At 69.4% G+C, this 18,576-nt stretch carries 17 protein-coding genes; 12 read left to right on the top strand and 5 right to left on the bottom strand.

The genetic code is table 11. From position 1 onward, the window contains the following. Positions 1–10 precede the first annotated feature (10 nt). Positions 11–934, bottom strand: a complete 924-nt coding sequence (gene fmt, locus EPA99_RS15090; protein WP_129472076.1) for a methionyl-tRNA formyltransferase — start codon at positions 932–934, stop codon at positions 11–13. A 111-nt stretch (positions 935–1,045) separates the two neighbouring features. Then, the gene (gene def, locus EPA99_RS15085; RefSeq protein WP_129472075.1) at positions 1,046–1,558 is read right to left on the bottom strand and encodes a peptide deformylase; all 513 of its coding nucleotides are present in this window, start codon (positions 1,556–1,558) and stop codon (positions 1,046–1,048) included. 131 nt (positions 1,559–1,689) lie between these two features. Between def and EPA99_RS15080 the strand changes: the two genes are divergently transcribed. The 10 genes from EPA99_RS15080 (at position 1,690) to EPA99_RS15035 (ending at position 11,653) form a co-directional block, all read left to right on the top strand. Then, a complete protein-coding gene (locus tag EPA99_RS15080) occupies positions 1,690–2,850 on the top strand; it encodes a LysM peptidoglycan-binding domain-containing protein (protein ID WP_129472074.1) in 1,161 nt (386 codons plus the stop codon). An 82-nt stretch (positions 2,851–2,932) separates the two neighbouring features. Beyond that, complete coding sequence (dprA, locus tag EPA99_RS15075; RefSeq protein ID WP_129472073.1) at positions 2,933–4,063, top strand: DNA-processing protein DprA; 1,131 nt, start codon at positions 2,933–2,935, stop codon at positions 4,061–4,063. 41 nt (positions 4,064–4,104) lie between these two features. Continuing rightward, a complete protein-coding gene (locus EPA99_RS15070) occupies positions 4,105–4,578 on the top strand; it encodes a DUF494 family protein (RefSeq protein WP_129472072.1) in 474 nt (157 codons plus the stop codon). A 101-nt stretch (positions 4,579–4,679) separates the two neighbouring features. After that, complete coding sequence (locus EPA99_RS19170) at positions 4,680–5,210, top strand: CD225/dispanin family protein (RefSeq protein WP_129472071.1); 531 nt, start codon at positions 4,680–4,682, stop codon at positions 5,208–5,210. Then, on the top strand, positions 5,207–5,902 hold the full coding sequence (locus EPA99_RS15060; protein ID WP_129472070.1) for a pilin: 696 nt from the start codon (positions 5,207–5,209) through the stop codon (positions 5,900–5,902). The genes EPA99_RS19170 and EPA99_RS15060 overlap by 4 nt, the downstream gene beginning before the upstream one ends. Positions 5,903–5,960: 58 nt before the next feature. Further along, positions 5,961–6,974 (top strand): RDD family protein, encoded by a 1,014-nt coding sequence (locus tag EPA99_RS15055; RefSeq protein ID WP_129472069.1) that lies wholly within the window; start codon positions 5,961–5,963, stop codon positions 6,972–6,974. A gap of 207 nt (positions 6,975–7,181) precedes the next feature. Continuing rightward, positions 7,182–9,653, top strand: a complete 2,472-nt coding sequence (locus tag EPA99_RS15050; RefSeq protein WP_129472068.1) for a DNA topoisomerase I — start codon at positions 7,182–7,184, stop codon at positions 9,651–9,653. A 2-nt stretch (positions 9,654–9,655) separates the two neighbouring features. Next, a complete protein-coding gene (gene tsaC, locus EPA99_RS15045; protein ID WP_129472067.1) occupies positions 9,656–10,219 on the top strand; it encodes an L-threonylcarbamoyladenylate synthase type 1 TsaC in 564 nt (187 codons plus the stop codon). 70 nt (positions 10,220–10,289) lie between these two features. Continuing rightward, positions 10,290–10,910: a DUF4124 domain-containing protein gene (locus tag EPA99_RS15040; RefSeq protein WP_129472066.1), complete on the top strand. Its 621-nt coding sequence runs from the start codon at positions 10,290–10,292 to the stop codon at positions 10,908–10,910. Then, positions 10,910–11,653, top strand: coding sequence for a DUF4124 domain-containing protein (locus tag EPA99_RS15035; protein ID WP_129472065.1), 744 nt, complete (start codon positions 10,910–10,912; stop codon positions 11,651–11,653). Before EPA99_RS15040 ends, EPA99_RS15035 begins: the two co-directional genes overlap by 1 nt. A gap of 227 nt (positions 11,654–11,880) precedes the next feature. Here EPA99_RS15035 and EPA99_RS15030 read toward each other — a convergent pair whose 3' ends face one another. Further along, positions 11,881–12,654 (bottom strand): SDR family oxidoreductase, encoded by a 774-nt coding sequence (locus EPA99_RS15030; protein WP_129472064.1) that lies wholly within the window; start codon positions 12,652–12,654, stop codon positions 11,881–11,883. Between the two features lie 61 nt (positions 12,655–12,715). Here EPA99_RS15030 and EPA99_RS15025 point away from each other — a divergent pair, with 61 nt between their 5' ends. Then, positions 12,716–12,940, top strand: coding sequence for a hypothetical protein (locus EPA99_RS15025; RefSeq protein WP_129472063.1), 225 nt, complete (start codon positions 12,716–12,718; stop codon positions 12,938–12,940). 467 nt (positions 12,941–13,407) lie between these two features. On the opposite strand, the gene sppA is transcribed toward EPA99_RS15025, so the two are convergent. Together sppA and EPA99_RS15015 are read right to left on the bottom strand one after the other, a co-directional pair. Continuing rightward, positions 13,408–15,309: a signal peptide peptidase SppA gene (gene sppA / locus EPA99_RS15020; protein WP_129472062.1), complete on the bottom strand. Its 1,902-nt coding sequence runs from the start codon at positions 15,307–15,309 to the stop codon at positions 13,408–13,410. A gap of 122 nt (positions 15,310–15,431) precedes the next feature. Next, entirely contained in the window at positions 15,432–16,802 is a 1,371-nt protein-coding gene (locus tag EPA99_RS15015) for an MATE family efflux transporter (protein ID WP_129472061.1), read from the bottom strand. 312 nt (positions 16,803–17,114) lie between these two features. On the opposite strand from EPA99_RS15015, the gene EPA99_RS15010 reads away from it, so the two are divergent. Continuing rightward, positions 17,115–18,329: a DUF3667 domain-containing protein gene (locus EPA99_RS15010; RefSeq protein ID WP_241688412.1), complete on the top strand. Its 1,215-nt coding sequence runs from the start codon at positions 17,115–17,117 to the stop codon at positions 18,327–18,329. The last annotated feature ends 247 nt before the right edge of the window (positions 18,330–18,576 follow it).

The raw sequence follows: 18,576 nt of genomic DNA, 5'->3' as shown, positions 1-18,576 counted from the left end.
CACCGACCCGTCACGGCGACGGGGTCAGGTCGCGGCGGGCGTTGAGCCAGTCCGCGGCGGTGATGGCCTTGCCCCCTTCGCGCTGCACCACGCGCAGGCGCAGGACGCCCTCGCCGCAGGCCACGTCCAGGCCCTGGCGCGATGCGGCCAGCAACGTGCCCGGGGTCGCCGAATGATGCTGCTCGACGGCGATTGCGCCATGGATGCGCAGGCGCTCCCCGGCCACGGTCGCCTCGGCCACCGGCCACGGCTCGAACGCCCGCACCTTGCGCGCCAGCACCTGCGCCGGCAGCTGCCAGTCCAGCCGCGCTTCGGCCTTCTCCAGCTTGCGCGCGTAGGTCACGCCGGCCTCCGGCTGCGGCTGTGGCACCGGGCGGATGCCGGCACGCAGCAGCCCCAGGCCATCGGACAGCACCTGCGCGCCCAGCGCGGACAGGCGGTCGTGCAGGCGGCCACCGGTGTCGTCCTCGGCGATCGGCATGGACTGCCGCAGCAGTACCGGGCCGGTATCCAGCCCGGCCTCCATCTGCATCAGGCACACGCCGGTCTCGGCGTCACCGGCTTCGATGGCGCGCTGGATCGGCGCGGCGCCGCGCCAGCGCGGCAGCAGCGAGGCGTGCACGTTCCAGCAGCCATAGCGGGGAATTTCCAGCACCGCCCTGGGCAGGATCAGGCCGTAGGCGACCACGATCATCACATCCGGCGCCAGCGCGCGCAGGGCCTCCTGCGATTCGGCGCTTTTCAGGCTTTCCGGCTGCAGCACCGGGATCCCGCGGGCGATGGCCTCCAGTTTCACCGGCGGCGGGGTCAGCCCACGGCCACGCCCGGCCGGGCGGTCGGGCTGGGTGTAGGCGGCGATCACATCGCCGCGCTCGACGGCCACGCGCAGGCACGGCACCGCGAACTCCGGCGTGCCGGCAAAGACGATTTTCATGAGCGGTGGGATTGGGGAGTGGAGATTGGGGATGGGTCACCGCAGGTCCGGCGTGCGGACAGGCCGCATCGCACCAGCCAATCCCCCACCCCGAATGCCCAAACCCGGCCCTCAGGCCACATGCTTGCGCGCCTTGGCCAGCTTCTTGCGCACCATCTCGCGCTTGAGCGGGGACAGGTAGTCCACGAACAGCTTGCCGTCCAGGTGGTCCATCTCATGCTGGATGCAGATGGCCAGCAGGCCATCGGTGCTCAGCTCCTGCGGCTGGGCCTTGCGGTCCAGGAAACGCACGGTGATCTGGTTGGCGCGGGTGACATCGGCATAGATGCCCGGCACCGACAGGCAGCCTTCCTGATAGACCTGCTCGCCGTCCTTCTGCACGATCTGCGGGTTGATGAACACCATCGGCGCGTTCTTCTCCTCGCTGACGTCGATCACCATGAAGCGCTTGTGCACGTCGACCTGGCTGGCGGCCAGGCCGATGCCCGGTGCGTCATACATGGTCTGGAACATGTCATCGACCAGGGTCTGGAACGAGGGCTGCAGCACCTCGGCAGCGTCCAGTTCGACGGCCTTGGTCCGCAGGCGCGGATCGGGGAATTCGAGGATGGGGAGCAGGGACATGACGGCAACCAGATCGGGGCGCCGGAGGAATCCGGCCATACCTCACGAATTCTACCGCGACTGCTTGCGCGACGCCCCTTTTTCTGGCGTATAGTTCGGCTCCACCTGTTGGGGAATCAGGTACATACGTTATGTTCAGACATTTCCGCACGGTCACCGCCGCTGCGTTGTTGACACTTGCCACCTATGCTGCCGCCGCGGAACTGGCGCGCGAGCATCCGGAAACCTACGTGGTCCGCAAGGGCGACACCCTGTGGGACATTTCCGCCAAGTTCCTCAGCAAGCCCTGGCTGTGGCCGGAGATCTGGCAGGCCAATCCGCAGATCGCCAACCCGCACCTGATCTACCCCGGCGATGTCATCAGCCTGGCCTACCTGGACCGGGTCAACGGCGTGGCGCTCAAGCCCGGCCCGCGCAACGAGGCCCCGATCAATGCCGTGCCGCTGTCGGAGATCGAGCCGTTCCTGAAGGACCTGCGCGTGGTCGACAGCTTCCAGGAGCTGCCCTACGTGGCCGGCATCCAGAACGATCGCCTGCGCGCGGCGGGCCAGCAGAACGTCTACGCCATCGGCCTGGACGCGGCCCAGCCGGGCCAGCGCTACGCCGTGGTCCGGGCCCGCGCGATCTACGCCGAGCCCAAGCCGCAGACCGACCTGGACGCCCGCGGCGGCCACATCAGTGGCGAAGGCAACCTGTGGAAGACCAACCTGGTGCCGAACAAGCGCAGCGAGTTCCTGGGCTACGAACTCCAGCGCGTGAGCTTCGGTAGCGTGGTGAGCGTCGGCACCGACGGCCAGGGCACCAGCCTGCTGCTGGAAGACAACGGCCATGAGGTCCGCGCCGGCGATCGCCTGATTCCGGTCGAGGCCCAGGCCTATGACCTGCAGTTTGTTCCGCACGCCCCGGCCACGCTGCCGGAGGACGGCAAGCTGCGCATCCTGGCCGTGGCCGACGCGCTGACCTACGGCGGCCCGCACGACGTGGTCGCCATCTCCGGCGGCACCCGCGAAGGCCTGGACAACGGCTCGGTGCTGTCGGTGTGGCGCACCGGCGACTACGTGATCGACCCGCTCAAGCGGGGCAGCACCTCGCGCCTGAAGGACAGCCGCGCGCCCGGCCCGGGTCGCAACGCCATGCCGGACGAGTACGCGGCCCACGTGATGATCTTCCGCACCTTCGAGAAGGTCAGCTACGGCCTGATCATGGAAGGCTCGGCCCCGGCCGGTGTGGGTTACTTCCTGCGCAGCCCGGATGCCCCCATGCCGCCAGGCACGGCCACCGCATCGCGCTGAGCGCGCCAGGCGCGGCGTTTTCCGAGCTTGAACCAGACGGCGCCCGAGGGCGCCGTCTGCGTGTGTGGCCTAGCGTGGGGCCATGGACGATGAACAGCGCTCCCTGCTCTCCCTGGTCCTGGCCGGCGGCCAGGTCGCGCCACGCAGACAGCTGCTGGAACGGCATGGCAGCGCCGCCGCGGCGCTGGCCGCAGGTCCGGCGGCCTGGCGCGAGGCCGGGCTGGCGCCGGAGGCGGCTGCGTCCCTGCGCAGGCCCGACCCGGCCACCATGGCGAGTGCGGCGCGCTGGCTTGCGGCTTCGCCCACGCATCAGCTGATCGGCTGGGACAGTGCGGATTACCCGGCGCTGCTGCGAGGCACCGGCAGCCCGCCGCTGGCGCTGTTCGTCGATGGCGATCCCGATGTGCTGTGGCAGCCGGGCATCGCCATCGTCGGTAGCCGCAACGCCAGTGCCGGCGGGCGCGACAATGCCCGCCACTTCGCCCTGGCACTGGCGCAGGCCGGTCTGTGCATCAACAGCGGACTGGCCGCGGGGATCGACGTCTGCGCCCACGAGGCAGCGCTGTCCCTGCCGCAGGCACGCAGCATCGCCGTGGTCGGCACCGGGCTGGACATGACCTATCCGGCACGCCACGCGGCCCTGCACCGGCGCATTGCCGCCCAGGGCGCGGTGGTCAGCGAGCATCCGCCCGGGACCCCGCCCAAGGCCAGCCACTTCCCCAGCCGCAACCGCATCCTGGCCGGGCTCTCGCTGGGCACCCTGGTGGTGGAGGCCGCCAACCGCTCCGGCGCGCTGATCACAGCCCGCCAGGCCGCCGAGGCCGGGCGCGAGGTCTTCGCCATTCCCGGGTCCATCCACAACCCCCTGGCGCGTGGCTGCCACCGCCTCATCCGCGACGGCGCGGCCCTGCTGGAGACCGCCGACGAGGCCATCGCCGCGCTGGCGCCGGTGGCCACCACGCTCGCCTCGGCACTGCGCGGACGCCTTGCGCCGACGCCTTCACATCCCCATCTAGGGTCTGCGGCCGCAGCGCCCCTGCCTCAAGGCGACTACCACCGATTGTGGAATGCGCTGGGCCATGACCCAACCCCTATGGATGAACTGGTGCAGCGGACCGGATTGACGAGTGCGGTCCTGTCCTCCATGCTGCTGGTCATGGAACTGGATGGGCAGGTGGCGGTCGAACACGGTCGCTATTCACGCAAGTCGTAGTTTTCCCACCTCCACAGTGCCGCTGGCACAGGCCGAGGGCAATGAAAGAGAGCATCCTGGACGTCCTGCTTTACCTGTTCGAACACTATTTCACCGAAGATGCGGACCCGGTCCGCGACCGCGACTCCCTCCAGAACGGCCTGATCCAGGCCGGTTTCAGCCCCGCAGAGATCAGCAAGGCCTTCGACTGGCTCGACGCCCTGGCCGAACAGCGCCCGGTCGCGGCCGAGCCGCGCGTGGGCGGCCCGACCCGTATCTATGCCGGGCCGGAGCTCGAGAAGCTGGACGTGGAATGCCGCGGCTTCCTGCTGTTCCTGGAGCAGCACGGCATCCTCGACGCGGACCAGCGCGAGCTGGTGCTGGACCGCGCCATGGCCCTGGACCAGGACGAGCTGGACCTGGATGACCTGAAGTGGGTCGTGCTGATGGTGCTGTTCAACCAGCCCGGTGCCGAGGCGGCCTATGCCTGGATGGAAACGCAGATGTTCGCCGACGAGCCCGAACCGGTGCACTGACCCGCACCGTAAGACGCGAGATTGCGAAAGCCGGCCCTGCGCCGGCTTTCGCGCTTTGGGGGCATCGGTTACCTTCACCGCCCTGAATGAAGGGGAACAGGATGTCCAACTGGTACTACGCCGGATCTGATCGCCAGCAGCACGGCCCTGTCAGCGCCGAGGCGTTGAAGGAGCTGATCGGTACCGGCCATATCGATGCCTATACGCTGGTCTGGCGCGAGGGCATGCCGCAGTGGGTGGCGCTTGCCGAGGTCAGCGCCGAACTGGGCCTTGCGATGGGGACCGCTTCCGTCCCGCCGCCAGTGCAGCCGGTGCCAGGCACTGCCGGCAATCCCTACGCTGCGCCTTCCACACCTGCCTACACCACGCCGCAGGCGCACACGCCGGTCGGCCCAATCCCCAACCATCTGGTCTGGGGCATCCTGACCACGCTGCTGTGCTGCTGGCCCTTCGGCGTGGTGGCGATCGTCTACGCCACCAAGGTCGAGAGCCGGCGTGCCGAAGGCGATATCGAAGGCGCCTGGGAGGCCTCGCGCAAGGCCAGGCTGTGGGCGCTCTGGTCGGCCGGGTCGGTGGGCATCGCGGTCGTCGTGGGCATCGCCTTCGCCGTCATCACCGAGATGACCCGATGAGCGACTGGTATTACGCAGGCACGGACCGACAGACCCGCGGCCCGGTGGATCGCCAGGCCCTGCTGGACGCGATCGCCAATGGCTCCGTGGCCGACGGCACGCTGCTCTGGCAGGAAGGCTGGCCGAACTGGCGCCCACTGTCCGAATGTCGCGACCTGCTGGGGCTGGCCCCTGCCCCACCGGCGCCCCCGCCGCTGCCGCCGCGGATGCCGCCCCCCATCGCCGTGGCACGGCCCACCAGCGCGCCGCCGCCAGGAATGTCCTCCAGGGCAGTGTTGCTGCTGGTCCTGGGCGTGGGCGGGCTGATGGCGCTGTTCGTCATCGCCATCCTGGCCGCCATCGCGCTGCCGGCTTACCAGGAGTACCTCAGCCGCAGCCGCCTTGCACAGGTGGCCGCCGAGGCCGCGCCGCTGCGCGCGCAGATCGATTCGGTCCTGGAAGCGGGCGGCGACTGCCCCAGCAACGACAGCGACGGCTTCAAGCCCGCCGACGCCTATGCCAGCACCTACGTGCAATCCATCCTCGTCGGCGAGTTCGACGATGACAGCTGTGGCCTGGAGCTGGTGGTCAGCGGCACCGGCAGGCAGCCGCTGGACGGCAAGCGCCTGTGGTGGGCGCGCGGGAGCGATGGGCAATGGGTCTGCTCCTCTGAGATCGAGGACCGCTACCTGCCAGCGCAATGCCGCGGCTGAGCGTTGGACGGCCGGTACACACTGCGTTAACGTTTGCGCGAACGCTTCAGGGGACACCATGACGAACTGGTACTACGCCGACCGACTGCGGCAGCAGCAGGGGCCGATCGACGACGCGCAACTGGCCCGCCTTTTCCAAGAAAACGCCGTGACCCTGGACACGCTGGTCTGGCGCGACGGCCTGGCGAACTGGCAGCCGCTGCGCGATTTCGCCGGCGAACTGGCGCTGGTCGAACTGCCGCCAACCCCGGTGGTCTCCGCCGCGCCGCCGGTCGTCGAACCGGTCCTGGCCGCCACCCAGGACCCCGAGGTCCCCGTGCAGGCCGCCGCACCGGCGCCCGAGGAGGCCCCAACCACGGGCAGGGCGGTCTTCCAGGCGCAGGAACCGCGCCACCAGGCCCAGCGCGACGCCGACCTGGCCAGCTACTCGCCCTACACGGCCCCGGCCGCGGCGGTGGCCTCGCACTCCAGCGTCGTCCAGGGAGGCGAGGTGGTCTATGCCGGTTTCTGGAAGCGGGTGGCCGCCTACATCATCGACTCGTTCGTGGTGGGCGTGGCCGGCGGCATCATCGGCGCGATCATCGGCGGCATCATCGGCGCCGGCTTCGGGTTGAACGGTGGGCTGGGCACCGGGGGCATGCTGGCCATCCAGGCCGTCACCAACATCGTCTCGATCTGCCTGTCCGCCAGCTATTACGGCTGGTTCCATGCCTCCAACCACCAGGCCACGCTGGGCAAGATGGCCATCGGCATCAAGGTGGTGCGCAGCAACGGCGAGCCGATCAGCTTCCTGCGGGGCTTCGGCCGCTACTTCGCCTTGATCATCAGCGGCATCACGCTGTGCATCGGCTTCATCATGGCCGGTTTCACCGAGCGCAAGCAGGCCCTGCACGACATGATCTGCGACACCCTGGTGGTGGATAAGTGGGCCTACACCGATCACCCCGAGTGGCAGAAGCGAGAGCTCGGCACGCTGACGGTCGTGATCCTGGTGATTGGCGGCCTGCTCGCGCTGCTGGGCATCGGGCTGATCGTATTTGCCGTCGGCATGGCTGCCTCGATGGGCCGCTGACGCGGCCGCCCCGGCACGTCTCACGGCAGGCTGCGCTTGACAACGCGGCCCGTGCCGTGATTCCACTATAAATAGAGAGGAAAGCTGAACGCCCGGGGCCGATCCCCCGGGCGTCGGCTTCTCCGCCTGTCTCAGTTACGCCACTCTTGGCCGCCTTTTCCATCCGGATCCTGGCGCCGTCATCACGGAACGCTTTCCCAAAACCCCATGCCCAAGCACCTGCTCATCGTCGAATCGCCGGCCAAGGCCAAGACGATCAACAAATATCTCGGCAAGGACTTCACCGTCCTGGCCTCCTACGGGCATGTGCGCGACCTGATCCCCAAGGAGGGCGCGGTCGATCCGGACAATGGCTTTGCCATGCGCTACGACCTGATCGACAAGAACGAGAAGCACGTCGATGCGATCGCCAAGGCCGCCAAGACCGCCGACGACATCTATCTGGCGACTGACCCGGACCGCGAGGGCGAGGCGATCAGCTGGCACATCGCCGAGATCCTCAAAGAGCGCAACCTGGTCAAGGACAAGCCCATGCACCGGGTGGTGTTCACCGAGATCACCCCGCGCGCGATCAAGGAAGCCATGACCAAGCCGCGCAGCATCGCCGCGGACCTGGTCGATGCGCAGCAGGCGCGCCGCGCCCTGGATTACCTGGTCGGCTTCAACCTGTCCCCAGTGCTGTGGCGCAAGGTGCAGCGCGGGCTGTCCGCTGGCCGCGTGCAGAGCCCGGCGCTGCGGATGATCGTCGAGCGCGAGGAGGAGATCGAGGCCTTCGTCGCCCGCGAGTACTGGTCCATCGCCGCCGAGTGCGCCCACCCCAGCCAGCACTTCAGCGCCAAGCTGGTGAAGCTGGATGGCCAGAAGTTCGAGCAGTTCACCGTGACCGACGGCGACACCGCCGAGGCCGCGCGCCTGCGCATCCAGCAGGCGGCCGCCGGTGCGCTGCACGTCACCGACGTGGCCAGCAAGGAGCGCAAGCGCCGCCCGGCCCCGCCCTTCACCACCTCCACCCTGCAGCAGGAAGCCTCGCGCAAGCTCGGCTTCACCACGCGCAAGACCATGCAGGTCGCGCAGAAGCTCTACGAGGGCGTGGCCATCGGCGATGAGGGCACGGTCGGCCTGATCTCCTACATGCGTACCGACTCGGTCAACCTGTCCCAGGATGCGCTGGACGAGATCCGCGACGTCATCGCCCGCGACTACGGCACTGCCTCGCTACCGGACAAGCCCAACACCTACCAGACCAAGTCCAAGAACGCCCAGGAGGCGCACGAGGCCGTGCGCCCGACCTCGGCCCTGCGCACGCCCTCGCAGGTGAGCAAGTACCTGTCCGACGACGAGCGCCGTCTGTACGAGCTGATCTGGAAGCGCGCGGTGGCCTGCCAGATGATCCCGGCCACGCTCAACACCGTCAGCGTCGAACTGGCCGCCGGTGCCGAGCACGCCTTCCGTGCCAGCGGCACCACCGTGGTGGTGCCCGGCTTCCTGGCCGTGTACGAGGAAGGCAAGGACAGCAAGAGCGCCGAGGACGAGGACGAGGGCCGCAAACTGCCGAAGATGGCGCCGGGCGACCGCGTGCCGCTGGACCGCATCAGCGCCGAACAGCATTTCACCCAGCCGCCGCCGCGCTTCACCGAAGCGGCGCTGGTCAAGGCGCTGGAGGAATACGGCATCGGCCGTCCCTCCACCTATGCCTCGATCATCCAGACCCTGATCTTCCGCAAGTACGTGGAGATGGAAGGCCGCAGCTTCCGTCCCTCCGACGTGGGCCGGGCGGTGAGCAAGTTCCTGTCCGGGCACTTCACCCAGTACGTGGACTACGACTTCACCGCCAAGCTGGAGGACGAGCTGGACGCGGTCAGCCGTGGCGAGGAGGAATGGCTGCCGCTGATGGCCCGCTTCTGGGGCCCGTTCAACCAGCTGGTGGAAGAGAAGAAGGAGTCGGTCGACCGCGCCGAGGCCAGTGGCGCGCGCGAGCTCGGCACCGACCCCAAGACCGGCAAGCCGGTCAGCGTGCGCCTGGGCCGGTTCGGGCCGTACGCGGCCATCGGCAGCACCGCCGAGGACGCCGAGGAGAAGCCCAAGTTCGCCTCGCTGCGCCCGGGCCAGTCGATGCACACCATCTCCCTGGAGGAGGCGCTGGAGCTGTTCCTGATGCCGCGCGCGCTGGGTCAGGACAATGGCGAGGACGTCAGCGTCGGCATCGGCCGCTTCGGCCCCTTCGCCAAGCGCGGCAGCACCTATGCCTCGCTGAAGAAGGAGGACGACCCGTACACGATCGACCTGGCCCGCGCGGTGTTCCTGATCGAGGAGAAGGAAGAGATCGCGCGCAACCGGATCATCAAGGAGTTCGACGGCAGCGATATCCAGGTGCTCAACGGCCGCTTCGGCCCCTACATCAGCGATGGCAAGCTCAATGGCAAGATTCCCAAGGATCGCGAGCCGGCCTCGCTGAGCCTGGACGAGGTGGTCAAGCTGCTGGAGGAGACCGGCAAGCCGGTGCGCAAGGGCTTCGGCGCCAAGAAGGCCGCGGCCAAGAAGGTGGCCAAGGAACCTTCCGCGAAGAAGCCTGCGGCGAAGAAGGCCGCGGTCAAGAAGACCGCCGCGACCAAGGCGCCGGCCAAGAAAGCCGCGGTGAAGAAAGCCGCGAAGAAGACCGTGGTCAAGAAGGCCGGCTGAGCATGGGCACCGCGCTGACGCTCGATGCGGCCGTGACGTCCCTGCGCAGCGGCGGCGTGGTGGCGTATCCGACCGAGGCGGTGTGGGGCCTGGGCTGCGACCCGGCCGACGAGCGCGCGGTGCACCGCATCCTGCAGATCAAGCAGCGCCCGGTGGAGAAGGGGATGATCCTGATCGCCGCCTCGCTGGACCAGCTCAAGCCCTATCTGGATCTCACCATCCTGGACGAGGGGCGGCTGCAGGCGGTCACGGACAGCTGGCCCGGCCCCAATACCTGGGTCATGCCCGCCTCGCTGCGGGCGCCGCGCTGGATCACCGGTGCGCACAGCGGCATCGCCGTGCGGGTCAGTGCGCATCCGGAGGTGATCGCCCTGTGCGAGGCCTTCGATGGCGCCCTGGTGTCCACCAGCGCCAATCCTGCCGGCGCTGAACCTGCGCGCAGCCTGGAACAGTTCGACCCCGCCCTGCGCGAGGCCATCGATGGCTGGGTGCCTGGCGCGGTCGGCACCCTGGCCTCGCCCACCGTGATCCGCGTGGCGCAGACCGGACAGGTGCTGCGCACCTAGCGCCACCCGCCGGCTGGCCCTGTCGCTGGCGTCACTTTCCGGTGCCGCGGCTTGGGCGCAAGATAGCCCCATGTCCCTGCGCCCCGCCCTGTCCATCGCCCTGCTGCTGACCGCGCTGCCGGCCGCGGCGGACACGGTCACCCTGTACCGCTGCACCGACAAGGCCGGGCACGAGACCATCCGCGATACCCCCTGCGCAGCGGGCCAGTCCCAGCGCGAGCTGGTGATGCAGCGTCCGCAGGATCCGCCCCCGCGCGCGGTCAGCGCCGGCGTGGGCGCACCGCAGCTGCCCGCCCCGGCGCCGGCGCCGACGGTGACCCAGGTGATCTACCGCACCCCGCCCCGGCTGATGTATGAGTGCGTCACGCCCGAGGGCCAGACCTATACCAGCGACAGCGGCGAGGGTAATCCGCGCCAGGTGCCGCTGTGGGCCAGCGGCTATGGGCCGGTCGGCGCGGGCGGTCCGCATCGTCCCGGCGTCTACGTGGGCACCGTGGTGCCGCTGGGCACGACCTGGGTGCGCGATACCTGCAACGCCCTGCCGCAGCAGGAAGTCTGCGCGCGCCTGAGCGACCGTCGCTGGGAGATCCAGCGCCGCTACAACAGCGCGCTGCAGAGCGAGCGCCAGGCGCTGGATCGCGAGCAGCGCGGGATCGATGCGCGCATGGCCAACGATTGCGGAAACGGCTGATGGGACGTTGCGAGTTGAAAGGCCTGGCGGCGCTGGGCGTGGCGCTGGCGCTGTCCGGCCTGCCCGGCGGCACCCGCGCGCAAAGCACGATCTACCGCTGCACCGATGCGGCCGGGGCGATGACCATTCAGAACAATCCCTGCCCCGCCGGCAGCAAGGAGGACAAGCGCACCGTCAAGGGTGTGGAGAGCCGCCCCCTGCCGACCATCGCCGCCCCGCCCCCGCGTGCGGCCGAGCCATCGGCGAGCACGCCATCGCCGGCACCGCCGACCCGCCCGAGCGGGCAGATCGACCTCGATCCGGGCGTGCGCGCAAAGCCGGCGCCGCCGGCCAGCGGCATCATCCGCGACACCACGCCACCGGCCGTGGCCGGCGAGCCGCTGCCGGACCCGACGACAGAGGCCGCCAGAGACCGTTTGCCGCCGCCGGTGATGTTTCAGTGCACCGCCTACGACGGCGGCACCTACATTTCCGAAGACCCCACGCCGCCGCCGCGCTGCGTGACGCGCGACACCGTCGGCCTGGGCGGCAACCCGCGCATGGCCGCCGGCAGCACCTGCGAGATGCTGCGCGACACCTGCGCCCGCGTACCCGACCGCGACCTATGCCGCAGCTGGCGCAAGCGGCTGGGCGAGGTGGAAGTGGCCTGGCGCTTCGGCCGCCCGGAGAACACCGAGCGCAATCGCGCCGAGTACGAGCGCGTGCAGCGGATTCTGGCGGAGAGCGTTTGCGGGGAAGGGTGAGGCGTAGGAACGAGTGGAGAGGAACGAGGAACGAGTGGAAGAGCGTGCAAGTCCCGACGCCCCTCCCCTTGATCATGTCGCCGTATGCCGCCCCGGGCTCTGAGAGAACATCAAGCGCATCAGACGCGCGCTAGCAGCGTTTGGCTTAGCGGCAAAGGGAACGGCGGGCGCAGGGAGTTCGCTGTGCCCTACTCGTTCCTCGTTCCTCCGCACTCGTTTCTCACGCTTCAAAAGCCAAACGTGCTGAACCCCCCATCCACCGCCAGGCACTGCCCGGTGACGTACGACGCGGCCGGCAGGCAGAGGAAGGCCACGGCCGCGGCGATCTCCTCCGGCTCGCCCACGCGACGCATCGGCGTGCGTTCGACCACGGCATCGTAGTAGTCCGGATCGGCCAGCACGGCCGAGGTGCGGCGCGTGCGCACGTACCAGGGCGCGATGGCGTTGACGCGCACGCCGTCCTCGGCCCACTCGGCCGCCAGCGTGCGCGTCATCTGGTGCAGCGCCGCCTTGGCCATGCCGTCGGCCACGCCGCTGCGGGTGGCGGTCAGGCCCGCCACCCCGCCAATGTTGACGATGGCCGAGCTGGCATGCCGCGCCAGCAGCGGGTGCGCGTAACGCGTCAGCTCGAAGGCGGCGAACAGGTTGGTTTCGAACAGGCCGCGCCACTGGTCCTCGGTGTAGTCCACTGCCGCGCGCGGCAGGCTGCCGCCAGCGTTGTTGACCAGCAGGTGCAGGCCATCGCCCTGGTCCTCCACCCAGTCCAGGATCGCGCGCCGGTCTTCGTCCTCGGCGATGTCGGCCGACATCGCGGCGACTTCGGCATCGGGAAACTGGTCCTGCAGCTCGTCGCGCGTGGCCGCCAGCAGCGCCGCATCGCGCGCTACCAGCAGCACGTCCGCGCCCAGCGCCACCAGTTCCTGCGCGATCGCGCGGCCGATTCCCGCGCTGGCGCCGGTGATCAGCGCGCGCTGCCCATCAAGTCGCCACCGTGATGCCATGCCTGCCCCGCCCGTGAATGCCGGGCGTAGGATAGCGCCACCTCATCGGGAGACCTGGCGCATGAACCTTCGCCGCATCGCGACCCTGGGCTGGCTGGCCCTGCTGTGCGCGGGCCTGTCCGCCTGCAAGCCCGCCCCGGCGCCGACCGAACAGAAGCCCGACCCCAAGGCCACCGAGTTACGCCAGGCCATCCAGCAACCGCTGGATCGCGCCCGCGCCGCCGAGCAGGCCACGCAGCAGGCGGCGGACAGGCAGAAGGCGGCCATGGAGGAAAGCGAGAAGTGAGAAGAGAGGAGTGAGGAGTGAGCGAAGCGATGAGGCGCTGAGCGCTGTCGTGGGAGCGGCTTCAGCCGCGAAGAGGCCTTCCCGGTAAAGCCTCTTCGCGGCTGAAGCCGCTCCCACAAAGAGCAGTGCAGCGACAAGGTCCCTGCCCACTCTTCCGCCCTCGCGACTGACCTTCGAGTCTGAGGGCGAGCAGTGGACTCACGGGGTGAGGATCAGCCCTTGCTCACTCCTCACTCCTCACTCCTCACTCCTCACTCCTCACTCCTCCCCACTCACTCCTCGCCTCACGGCCCCGCAAAGCGCAAGGAGCGGCATCAGCGGGTGGGGATCCGGCTTTCGCTCACTCCTCACTCCTCCCCACTCACTCCTCGCCCCACGGCCCCGCAAAGCGCAAGAAGCGGCACCAGCGGGCGAGGATCCAGCTTTCGCTCACTCCTCACTCCTCCCCACTCACTCCTCAATCCCAATCACATCGGATTGCAGAAGCAATACGCCAACGCCTTCACCGGCTTGCCGGCGGTGTCCTTCGCGGCCGCTTCCAGGAAGCGCAGTTGGGCGTCGGTCTCGGGCATGGCCTTGGCGATCAGGGTGCGGGCCAGGTCCGAGTCCTTCATGAAGTAGGCGCCGATGCGGCTGCCGGCCAGGCCACCCATGAACTGGGCCAACGGCGAGCTGTTCTTCTCCACGTAACGCACGCGGTACTTGTCCTGCTCGCCCAGCTTGGCGCGCGCGGCGGCGTCGGCGACGGCCGCCTGCATGCCGCCCATCTCATCGATCAGCCCGCGCTCCTTGGCCTGCTCACCGCTCCACACGCGGCCACGCGCGACCTGGTCCACCGCTTCCACGCTCTTCTTGCGCGCGGCGGCGACGCGGCCGGTGAAGTCGGCATAGCCCTTGTTGATCACGCCCTGGATGATGTTGGCCACTTCCGGGTCCATCGGCTTGGTCACATCGAAGGCGCCGGCAAAGCGCGTGGTGCCCACGCCGTCGGTGTGCACGCCGATCTTGTCCAGCGTGCGGGTCAGGTTGGGGATCAGGCCGAAGATGCCGATGGAACCGCTGATGGTGGACGGATCGGCGTAGATGCGATCGGCGTTCATGCTGATCCAGTAGCCGCCGGAGGCAGCCAGGTCGCCCATGGACACCACCACCGGCTTGCCGGCTTCCTTCAGCGCCACCACTTCGCGGCGGATCTGCTCGGAGGCGAACACCTCGCCACCGGGCGAGTTCACCCGCAGCACCACCGCCTTGACCTTCTCGTCGTCGCGCGCCTCGCGCAGCAGGGCCGAGGTGGACACGCCGCCGATCCTGCCGGCCGGCTGCTCGCCACCGGTGATCTCGCCCTCGGCCACCACCACGGCCACCTGCGGGCGCTCGTCGATGGGGCTGCGCTTGGCGTCAATCTGCGCCAGGTAGGCATCCAGGTTGATGCTGCGGAAGCCCAGGTCGGCGTCCTCGTCGGCCACGCCACGCTCGGTCATCAGCTTCTCGATGTCCTCGCGGGTCTTGAGGCCGTCCACCAGCTTCTGCTGCAGGGCCAGCTTGCCCAGGTCGCCGGCGTTGGCGGCCACGCCCTCGGGCAGGGTGTCGATGCCCGCGCTCAGCTGCTCCGGGGTGAGCTTGCGGGCCTTGGCCACGTCGCCCAGGTAGCGGTTCCAGATGTCGTTCATCCAGAACAGGTCGGCCTCCTTGGACGCGGGCGAGGCCGCATCCAGGATGTAGGGCTCGGCGGCGGACTTGTACTCGCCAACGCGGAACAGTTGCATGTCCACGCCCAGCTTGTCCTGCAGGCCGGTGCGGTAGTACTGGCGATAGCGGCCGATGCCGGTCAGCATCACCCCACCCATCGGGTCCAGGTAGACCTCGTTGGCCTGCGCGGCCAGCAGGTAATGGCCCTGGTCCATGCTCTCGCTGAAGGCCACGATCTGCTTGCCCGAGGCGCGCAGGTCGGCCAGGGCGGCGGCGACCTCGCGCAGCGAGGCGTAGCCCGAGGGCTGCAGCTTGTCCACGTTCAGCAGCACGCGCTCGATCTTCTTGTCGGCCTTGGCCGCCTGCAGCGCGCGCACCAGGTCGCGCAGCTGCACCTCGCCCCCGCCGTTGTCGCCCAGGGCCTTGGCGATGGCGCGCGAGGCCGCATCGGAGCTGAACTGCTCCACCAGGCGGCCTTCCGGCGCGATCACCAGGGTGGTGCGCTCCTGCAGCGGCTTGATGCCGTTGCCGCGGACCATCGCCACGACCATCAGCACGGCCACCAGGAAGATCAGCCCGAAGAACACCAGGTTGAAGATCAGGCGGCGGGTGAAGTTCATCACATCCCACAGGCCGACGAAGAACGCGGCGAAGAGGTTGCGACGGGGGGGCTGGCTCATGGGACGCACTCCGTGAAAGTGCCGCCAGCTTAAAGCCTGCCACGCAGGCTTTCATGCCCCTGAAGTCATCCTGCCGGAAGTCATTGCCGCGGACCGCTGGCAGGAACCGCCTGCAGCCGCGCCTAGAGCGTGCGCAGCAGGCGCAGGCGGGTGCGGCGCAGACGCAGGCCCAGCAGCACCGCCGCGGCCGTCAGCCCCAGCGTCAGGCCCAGCCACATGCCCTTGGGGCCCCAGCCCAGGCCCAGCCCCAGGCCGGCGCCCAGCGGCATGCCCAGCCCCCAGTAGGACACCGCGGCCAGCCACATGGGCACGCGCGTGTCCTTCAGGCCGCGCAGCGCGCCCGCGGAGAGCACCTGCAGGCCATCGGGGAACTGGAAGGCCGCGGCCATCAGCAGCAGGCCGCCGGCGATGGCCGCCACGGCCGCATCGGCGGTGTACAGCGAGACCACCCAGTCATGGCCGATGAGCAGGCAGCTCGCCGACAGCACCTGCGTGCCCAGCACGATGACGTAGCCGGCCCGCGCCGCGCGGCCGACCCCATGCGCGTCGCGCGCGCCCAGGGCATGGCCCACGCGCACCGTGGTGGCCTCGGCCACGCCCATCGGCACCATGAAGCACAGCGCGGCCACGTTGATGGCGATCTGGTGCGCCGCCGCCGGCACCGAACCCAGCCGCGCGATCAGCAGCGCGGTGACGATGAACAGGCTGCCCTCCATCAGCACGGTCACCCCGATGGGCAGGCCGGTGCGCAGCAGCTGGGCGATCGGCGCGCGCCGGGGCGGATCGAAGCGGGCGAACAGCCCCAGCGGCCTGAAGCGGCGCGAACGCGCCAGGTAGACCGCGTAGGTCAGCGCCTGCAGCCACATCATGCAGGCCGAGGCGATGCCCAGCCCGCCAGCGCCGCGCTCGGGCAGGCCCAGCTTGCCGAAGGCCAGCACGTAGCCCAGCGGGCCCAGCACCAGCAGCCCGCCGAAGCCGATCAGCATGGTCGGCAGGGTCCAGTGCATGCCTTCGCTCAGGTAGCGCATGCAGAAGTACAGCGTCAGCGCCGGCACGCCCCAGCGGATGCCGTGCAGGAAGGCGGTGCCGCCGGGGACGATCTCCGGCGCGATGCCCATCGGCGTCAACGCCAGCGGCGCCAGCGACAGGAAGGCGAACAGCACCGCGCCCAGGCCCAGGGCCAGCCACAGCGCCTGGCGGAACAGCGGGGCGATCTCGTCGCGACGCCTGGCACCGTCCAGTTCGGATACCGAGGCAGTCAGCGAGATCAGCGTGCCGATCGGCACCATCATCGGCAGCCACAGCAGCGCCGTGCCGATGGTGACCGCGGCCAGCGTGGCCGTGCCGTGGTGCCCGGCGATCACGTTGTCGACGAAGCCGACCAGGCCGGTGGAGACGTGGGCCAGCACCAGCGGCAGGGCCAGGCGCCCGGTAGTGCGCAGCTCCTGCCGCGCGCTGTGGGCGGGCGCGGCAGGATCGAGGGAAGCGGACATGACGGAATCTGCAGCGGCAACGGCCGCGCGCGGAATGGGCGCTGGCACCGGACCGAAAGGGGGGGTCATCTTAGTGCCTCTGGCCGACGGCCGGATGACATGCCTGGACGCGGTGCCCTGGCGGAACGACGCCGATGGGCCCGGGATCGCATCTGCGCGAGCATCAGGCGGCTGGTCACGACGCGCGCCCACGCTGCGCACGCAGCGGTCGATCCGGTTAACCTCTGCCCTGCCTTCGGGCCTGGGAACGAGAGGACGCCGCCCGCCGCTCCGCACGCCCAGGACCTCTGCCTTTGGGGAAAGCCGCAGACCATGAGCCACGCCGTGACCGACGCGCATCCGGGCGCCTGCGCCAATTGCGCCACGCCCTTGCAGGGCGCCTTCTGCCACCAGTGCGGCCAGCACGCGCACAACCCGCTGCGCAGCATGACCCATGCCATCGAGGACATCTTCGAATCGTTCTGGCACCTGGACGGCCGCGTGTTCATGACGCTGCGCGACCTGCTGGTGCCGGGGCGGCTGGCGGCGCGGTTCCTGGCCGGGCACCGGGCACCGTACATGCCGCCGCTGCGGCTGTTCGTGATCCTGTCGGTGCTGACCTTCTTCATCGCCCAGTTCGCGATCCACTTCAGCAGCAGCGAGGCGAGCGGTGGGCTGACCCCGGCCCAGGCGCAGGCGGCGCTGGAGCAGGTGGATTCGGCTGGCGACTTCGCCGCCGACACCACGCGCGCGGCGGTGGAGGCGCACCTGCGCGATGAGCTGACCCAGCTGCAGATCGCGCGCAACAGCATGCCCGCCATCGCCCCCCTGCGCGCCGAGCTGGACGTGGCCGAGCGGCTCAGCCATGCGCAGGCCGAGCTGCGCCTGAAGCAGTTGGACCCTCAGTACGCGCCGGGGTCGTTGAAGGTGACGCCCCCGCCCGCCCAGGAACTGGGCGCCATGCAATCCCCCTGGCGCCAGGGAAGCCTCTTCGATCACCAGGGCAAGCCTTGGAATCGGCAGACCAATCCGGTGGTGTTCGACACCATGCCCGCCTTCTTCAATAGCTGGGTCAACCGCAAGCTCGAGGCGGCCCAGCAGAACATGCAGCGCTACGGCGAGGACCCGGACCAGCTCAAGCAGGCCATGGTCGGCACCATTCCGACGGCGCTGTTCATCCTGGTGCCGGTATTCGCGCTGATGCTCAAGGTGCTGTACCTGGGCAGCGGGCGCGGCTATCTGGAACACCTGGTGGTGGCGCTCTACAGCCATGCCTTCCTGTGCCTGGCCTTGCTGGCGATCTTTAGCCTGATGCTGCTGGGCGATGCGGTGACTGCCCGCGCGCCGTGGGCGGCCACCGCGCTCACGGGGCTGCGCGCGCTGGTCTGGCTGTGGATGCCGGGGTATCTCTACATGATGCAGCGGCGGGTCTACGGCGAGGCCTGGTGGCTGACGGCGGCCAAATACGCGGTGCTGGGGCTGGTTTATTTCTTCCTGGTCGGCCTGGCCACGGTGGGCATCACCATCGCCAGCGTGACCGCCGGCTAAGGCCCCCGCACCGCAAGGTGGTGGTGGACAAGCTCCGCGTTGTCCAACCCACGTAGGGTGGATGACGCTCTTTCATCCACCGTCGCGGCGCATGGATCACGTAGGCGCGGGGTCACCAGCCTCACCCGCAGCGAGGCCCGGTGGACAAGCTCCGCGTTGTCCACCCTACGTAGGGTGGATGACGCTCTTTCATCCACCGTCGCGGCGCATGGATCACGTAGGCGCGGGGGCACCAGCCTCACCCGCA

This window comes from Pseudoxanthomonas composti, from assembly GCF_004122095.1.
GTDB lineage: Bacteria > Pseudomonadota > Gammaproteobacteria > Xanthomonadales > Xanthomonadaceae > Pseudoxanthomonas_A > Pseudoxanthomonas_A composti.
The sequence above is the reverse complement of the archived record's forward strand: the minus strand, read 5'-3'. Positions and strand labels throughout refer to the sequence as shown.

What these genes read in the sequence shown, in the direction of transcription:
- EPA99_RS19170 (WP_129472071.1), top strand. Translation starts at nt 4,680, where the DNA reads ATGTCCAACTGGTACTACGCCGGATCTGATCGCCAGCAGCACGGCCCT.
- EPA99_RS15055 (WP_129472069.1), top strand. Translation starts at nt 5,961, where the DNA reads ATGACGAACTGGTACTACGCCGACCGACTGCGGCAGCAGCAGGGGCCG.
- EPA99_RS15050 (WP_129472068.1), top strand. Translation starts at nt 7,182, where the DNA reads ATGCCCAAGCACCTGCTCATCGTCGAATCGCCGGCCAAGGCCAAGACG.
- def (WP_129472075.1), bottom strand. Translation starts at nt 1,558, where the DNA reads ATGTCCCTGCTCCCCATCCTCGAATTCCCCGATCCGCGCCTGCGGACC.
- dprA (WP_129472073.1), top strand. Translation starts at nt 2,933, where the DNA reads ATGGACGATGAACAGCGCTCCCTGCTCTCCCTGGTCCTGGCCGGCGGC.
- EPA99_RS15040 (WP_129472066.1), top strand. Translation starts at nt 10,290, where the DNA reads ATGTCCCTGCGCCCCGCCCTGTCCATCGCCCTGCTGCTGACCGCGCTG.
- EPA99_RS15060 (WP_129472070.1), top strand. Translation starts at nt 5,207, where the DNA reads ATGAGCGACTGGTATTACGCAGGCACGGACCGACAGACCCGCGGCCCG.
- EPA99_RS15080 (WP_129472074.1), top strand. Translation starts at nt 1,690, where the DNA reads ATGTTCAGACATTTCCGCACGGTCACCGCCGCTGCGTTGTTGACACTT.
- EPA99_RS15025 (WP_129472063.1), top strand. Translation starts at nt 12,716, where the DNA reads ATGAACCTTCGCCGCATCGCGACCCTGGGCTGGCTGGCCCTGCTGTGC.
- EPA99_RS15030 (WP_129472064.1), bottom strand. Translation starts at nt 12,654, where the DNA reads ATGGCATCACGGTGGCGACTTGATGGGCAGCGCGCGCTGATCACCGGC.
- sppA (WP_129472062.1), bottom strand. Translation starts at nt 15,309, where the DNA reads ATGAGCCAGCCCCCCCGTCGCAACCTCTTCGCCGCGTTCTTCGTCGGC.
- EPA99_RS15015 (WP_129472061.1), bottom strand. Translation starts at nt 16,802, where the DNA reads ATGTCCGCTTCCCTCGATCCTGCCGCGCCCGCCCACAGCGCGCGGCAG.
- EPA99_RS15070 (WP_129472072.1), top strand. Translation starts at nt 4,105, where the DNA reads ATGAAAGAGAGCATCCTGGACGTCCTGCTTTACCTGTTCGAACACTAT.
- EPA99_RS15010 (WP_241688412.1), top strand. Translation starts at nt 17,115, where the DNA reads ATGAGCCACGCCGTGACCGACGCGCATCCGGGCGCCTGCGCCAATTGC.
- tsaC (WP_129472067.1), top strand. Translation starts at nt 9,656, where the DNA reads ATGGGCACCGCGCTGACGCTCGATGCGGCCGTGACGTCCCTGCGCAGC.
- fmt (WP_129472076.1), bottom strand. Translation starts at nt 934, where the DNA reads ATGAAAATCGTCTTTGCCGGCACGCCGGAGTTCGCGGTGCCGTGCCTG.
- EPA99_RS15035 (WP_129472065.1), top strand. Translation starts at nt 10,910, where the DNA reads ATGGGACGTTGCGAGTTGAAAGGCCTGGCGGCGCTGGGCGTGGCGCTG.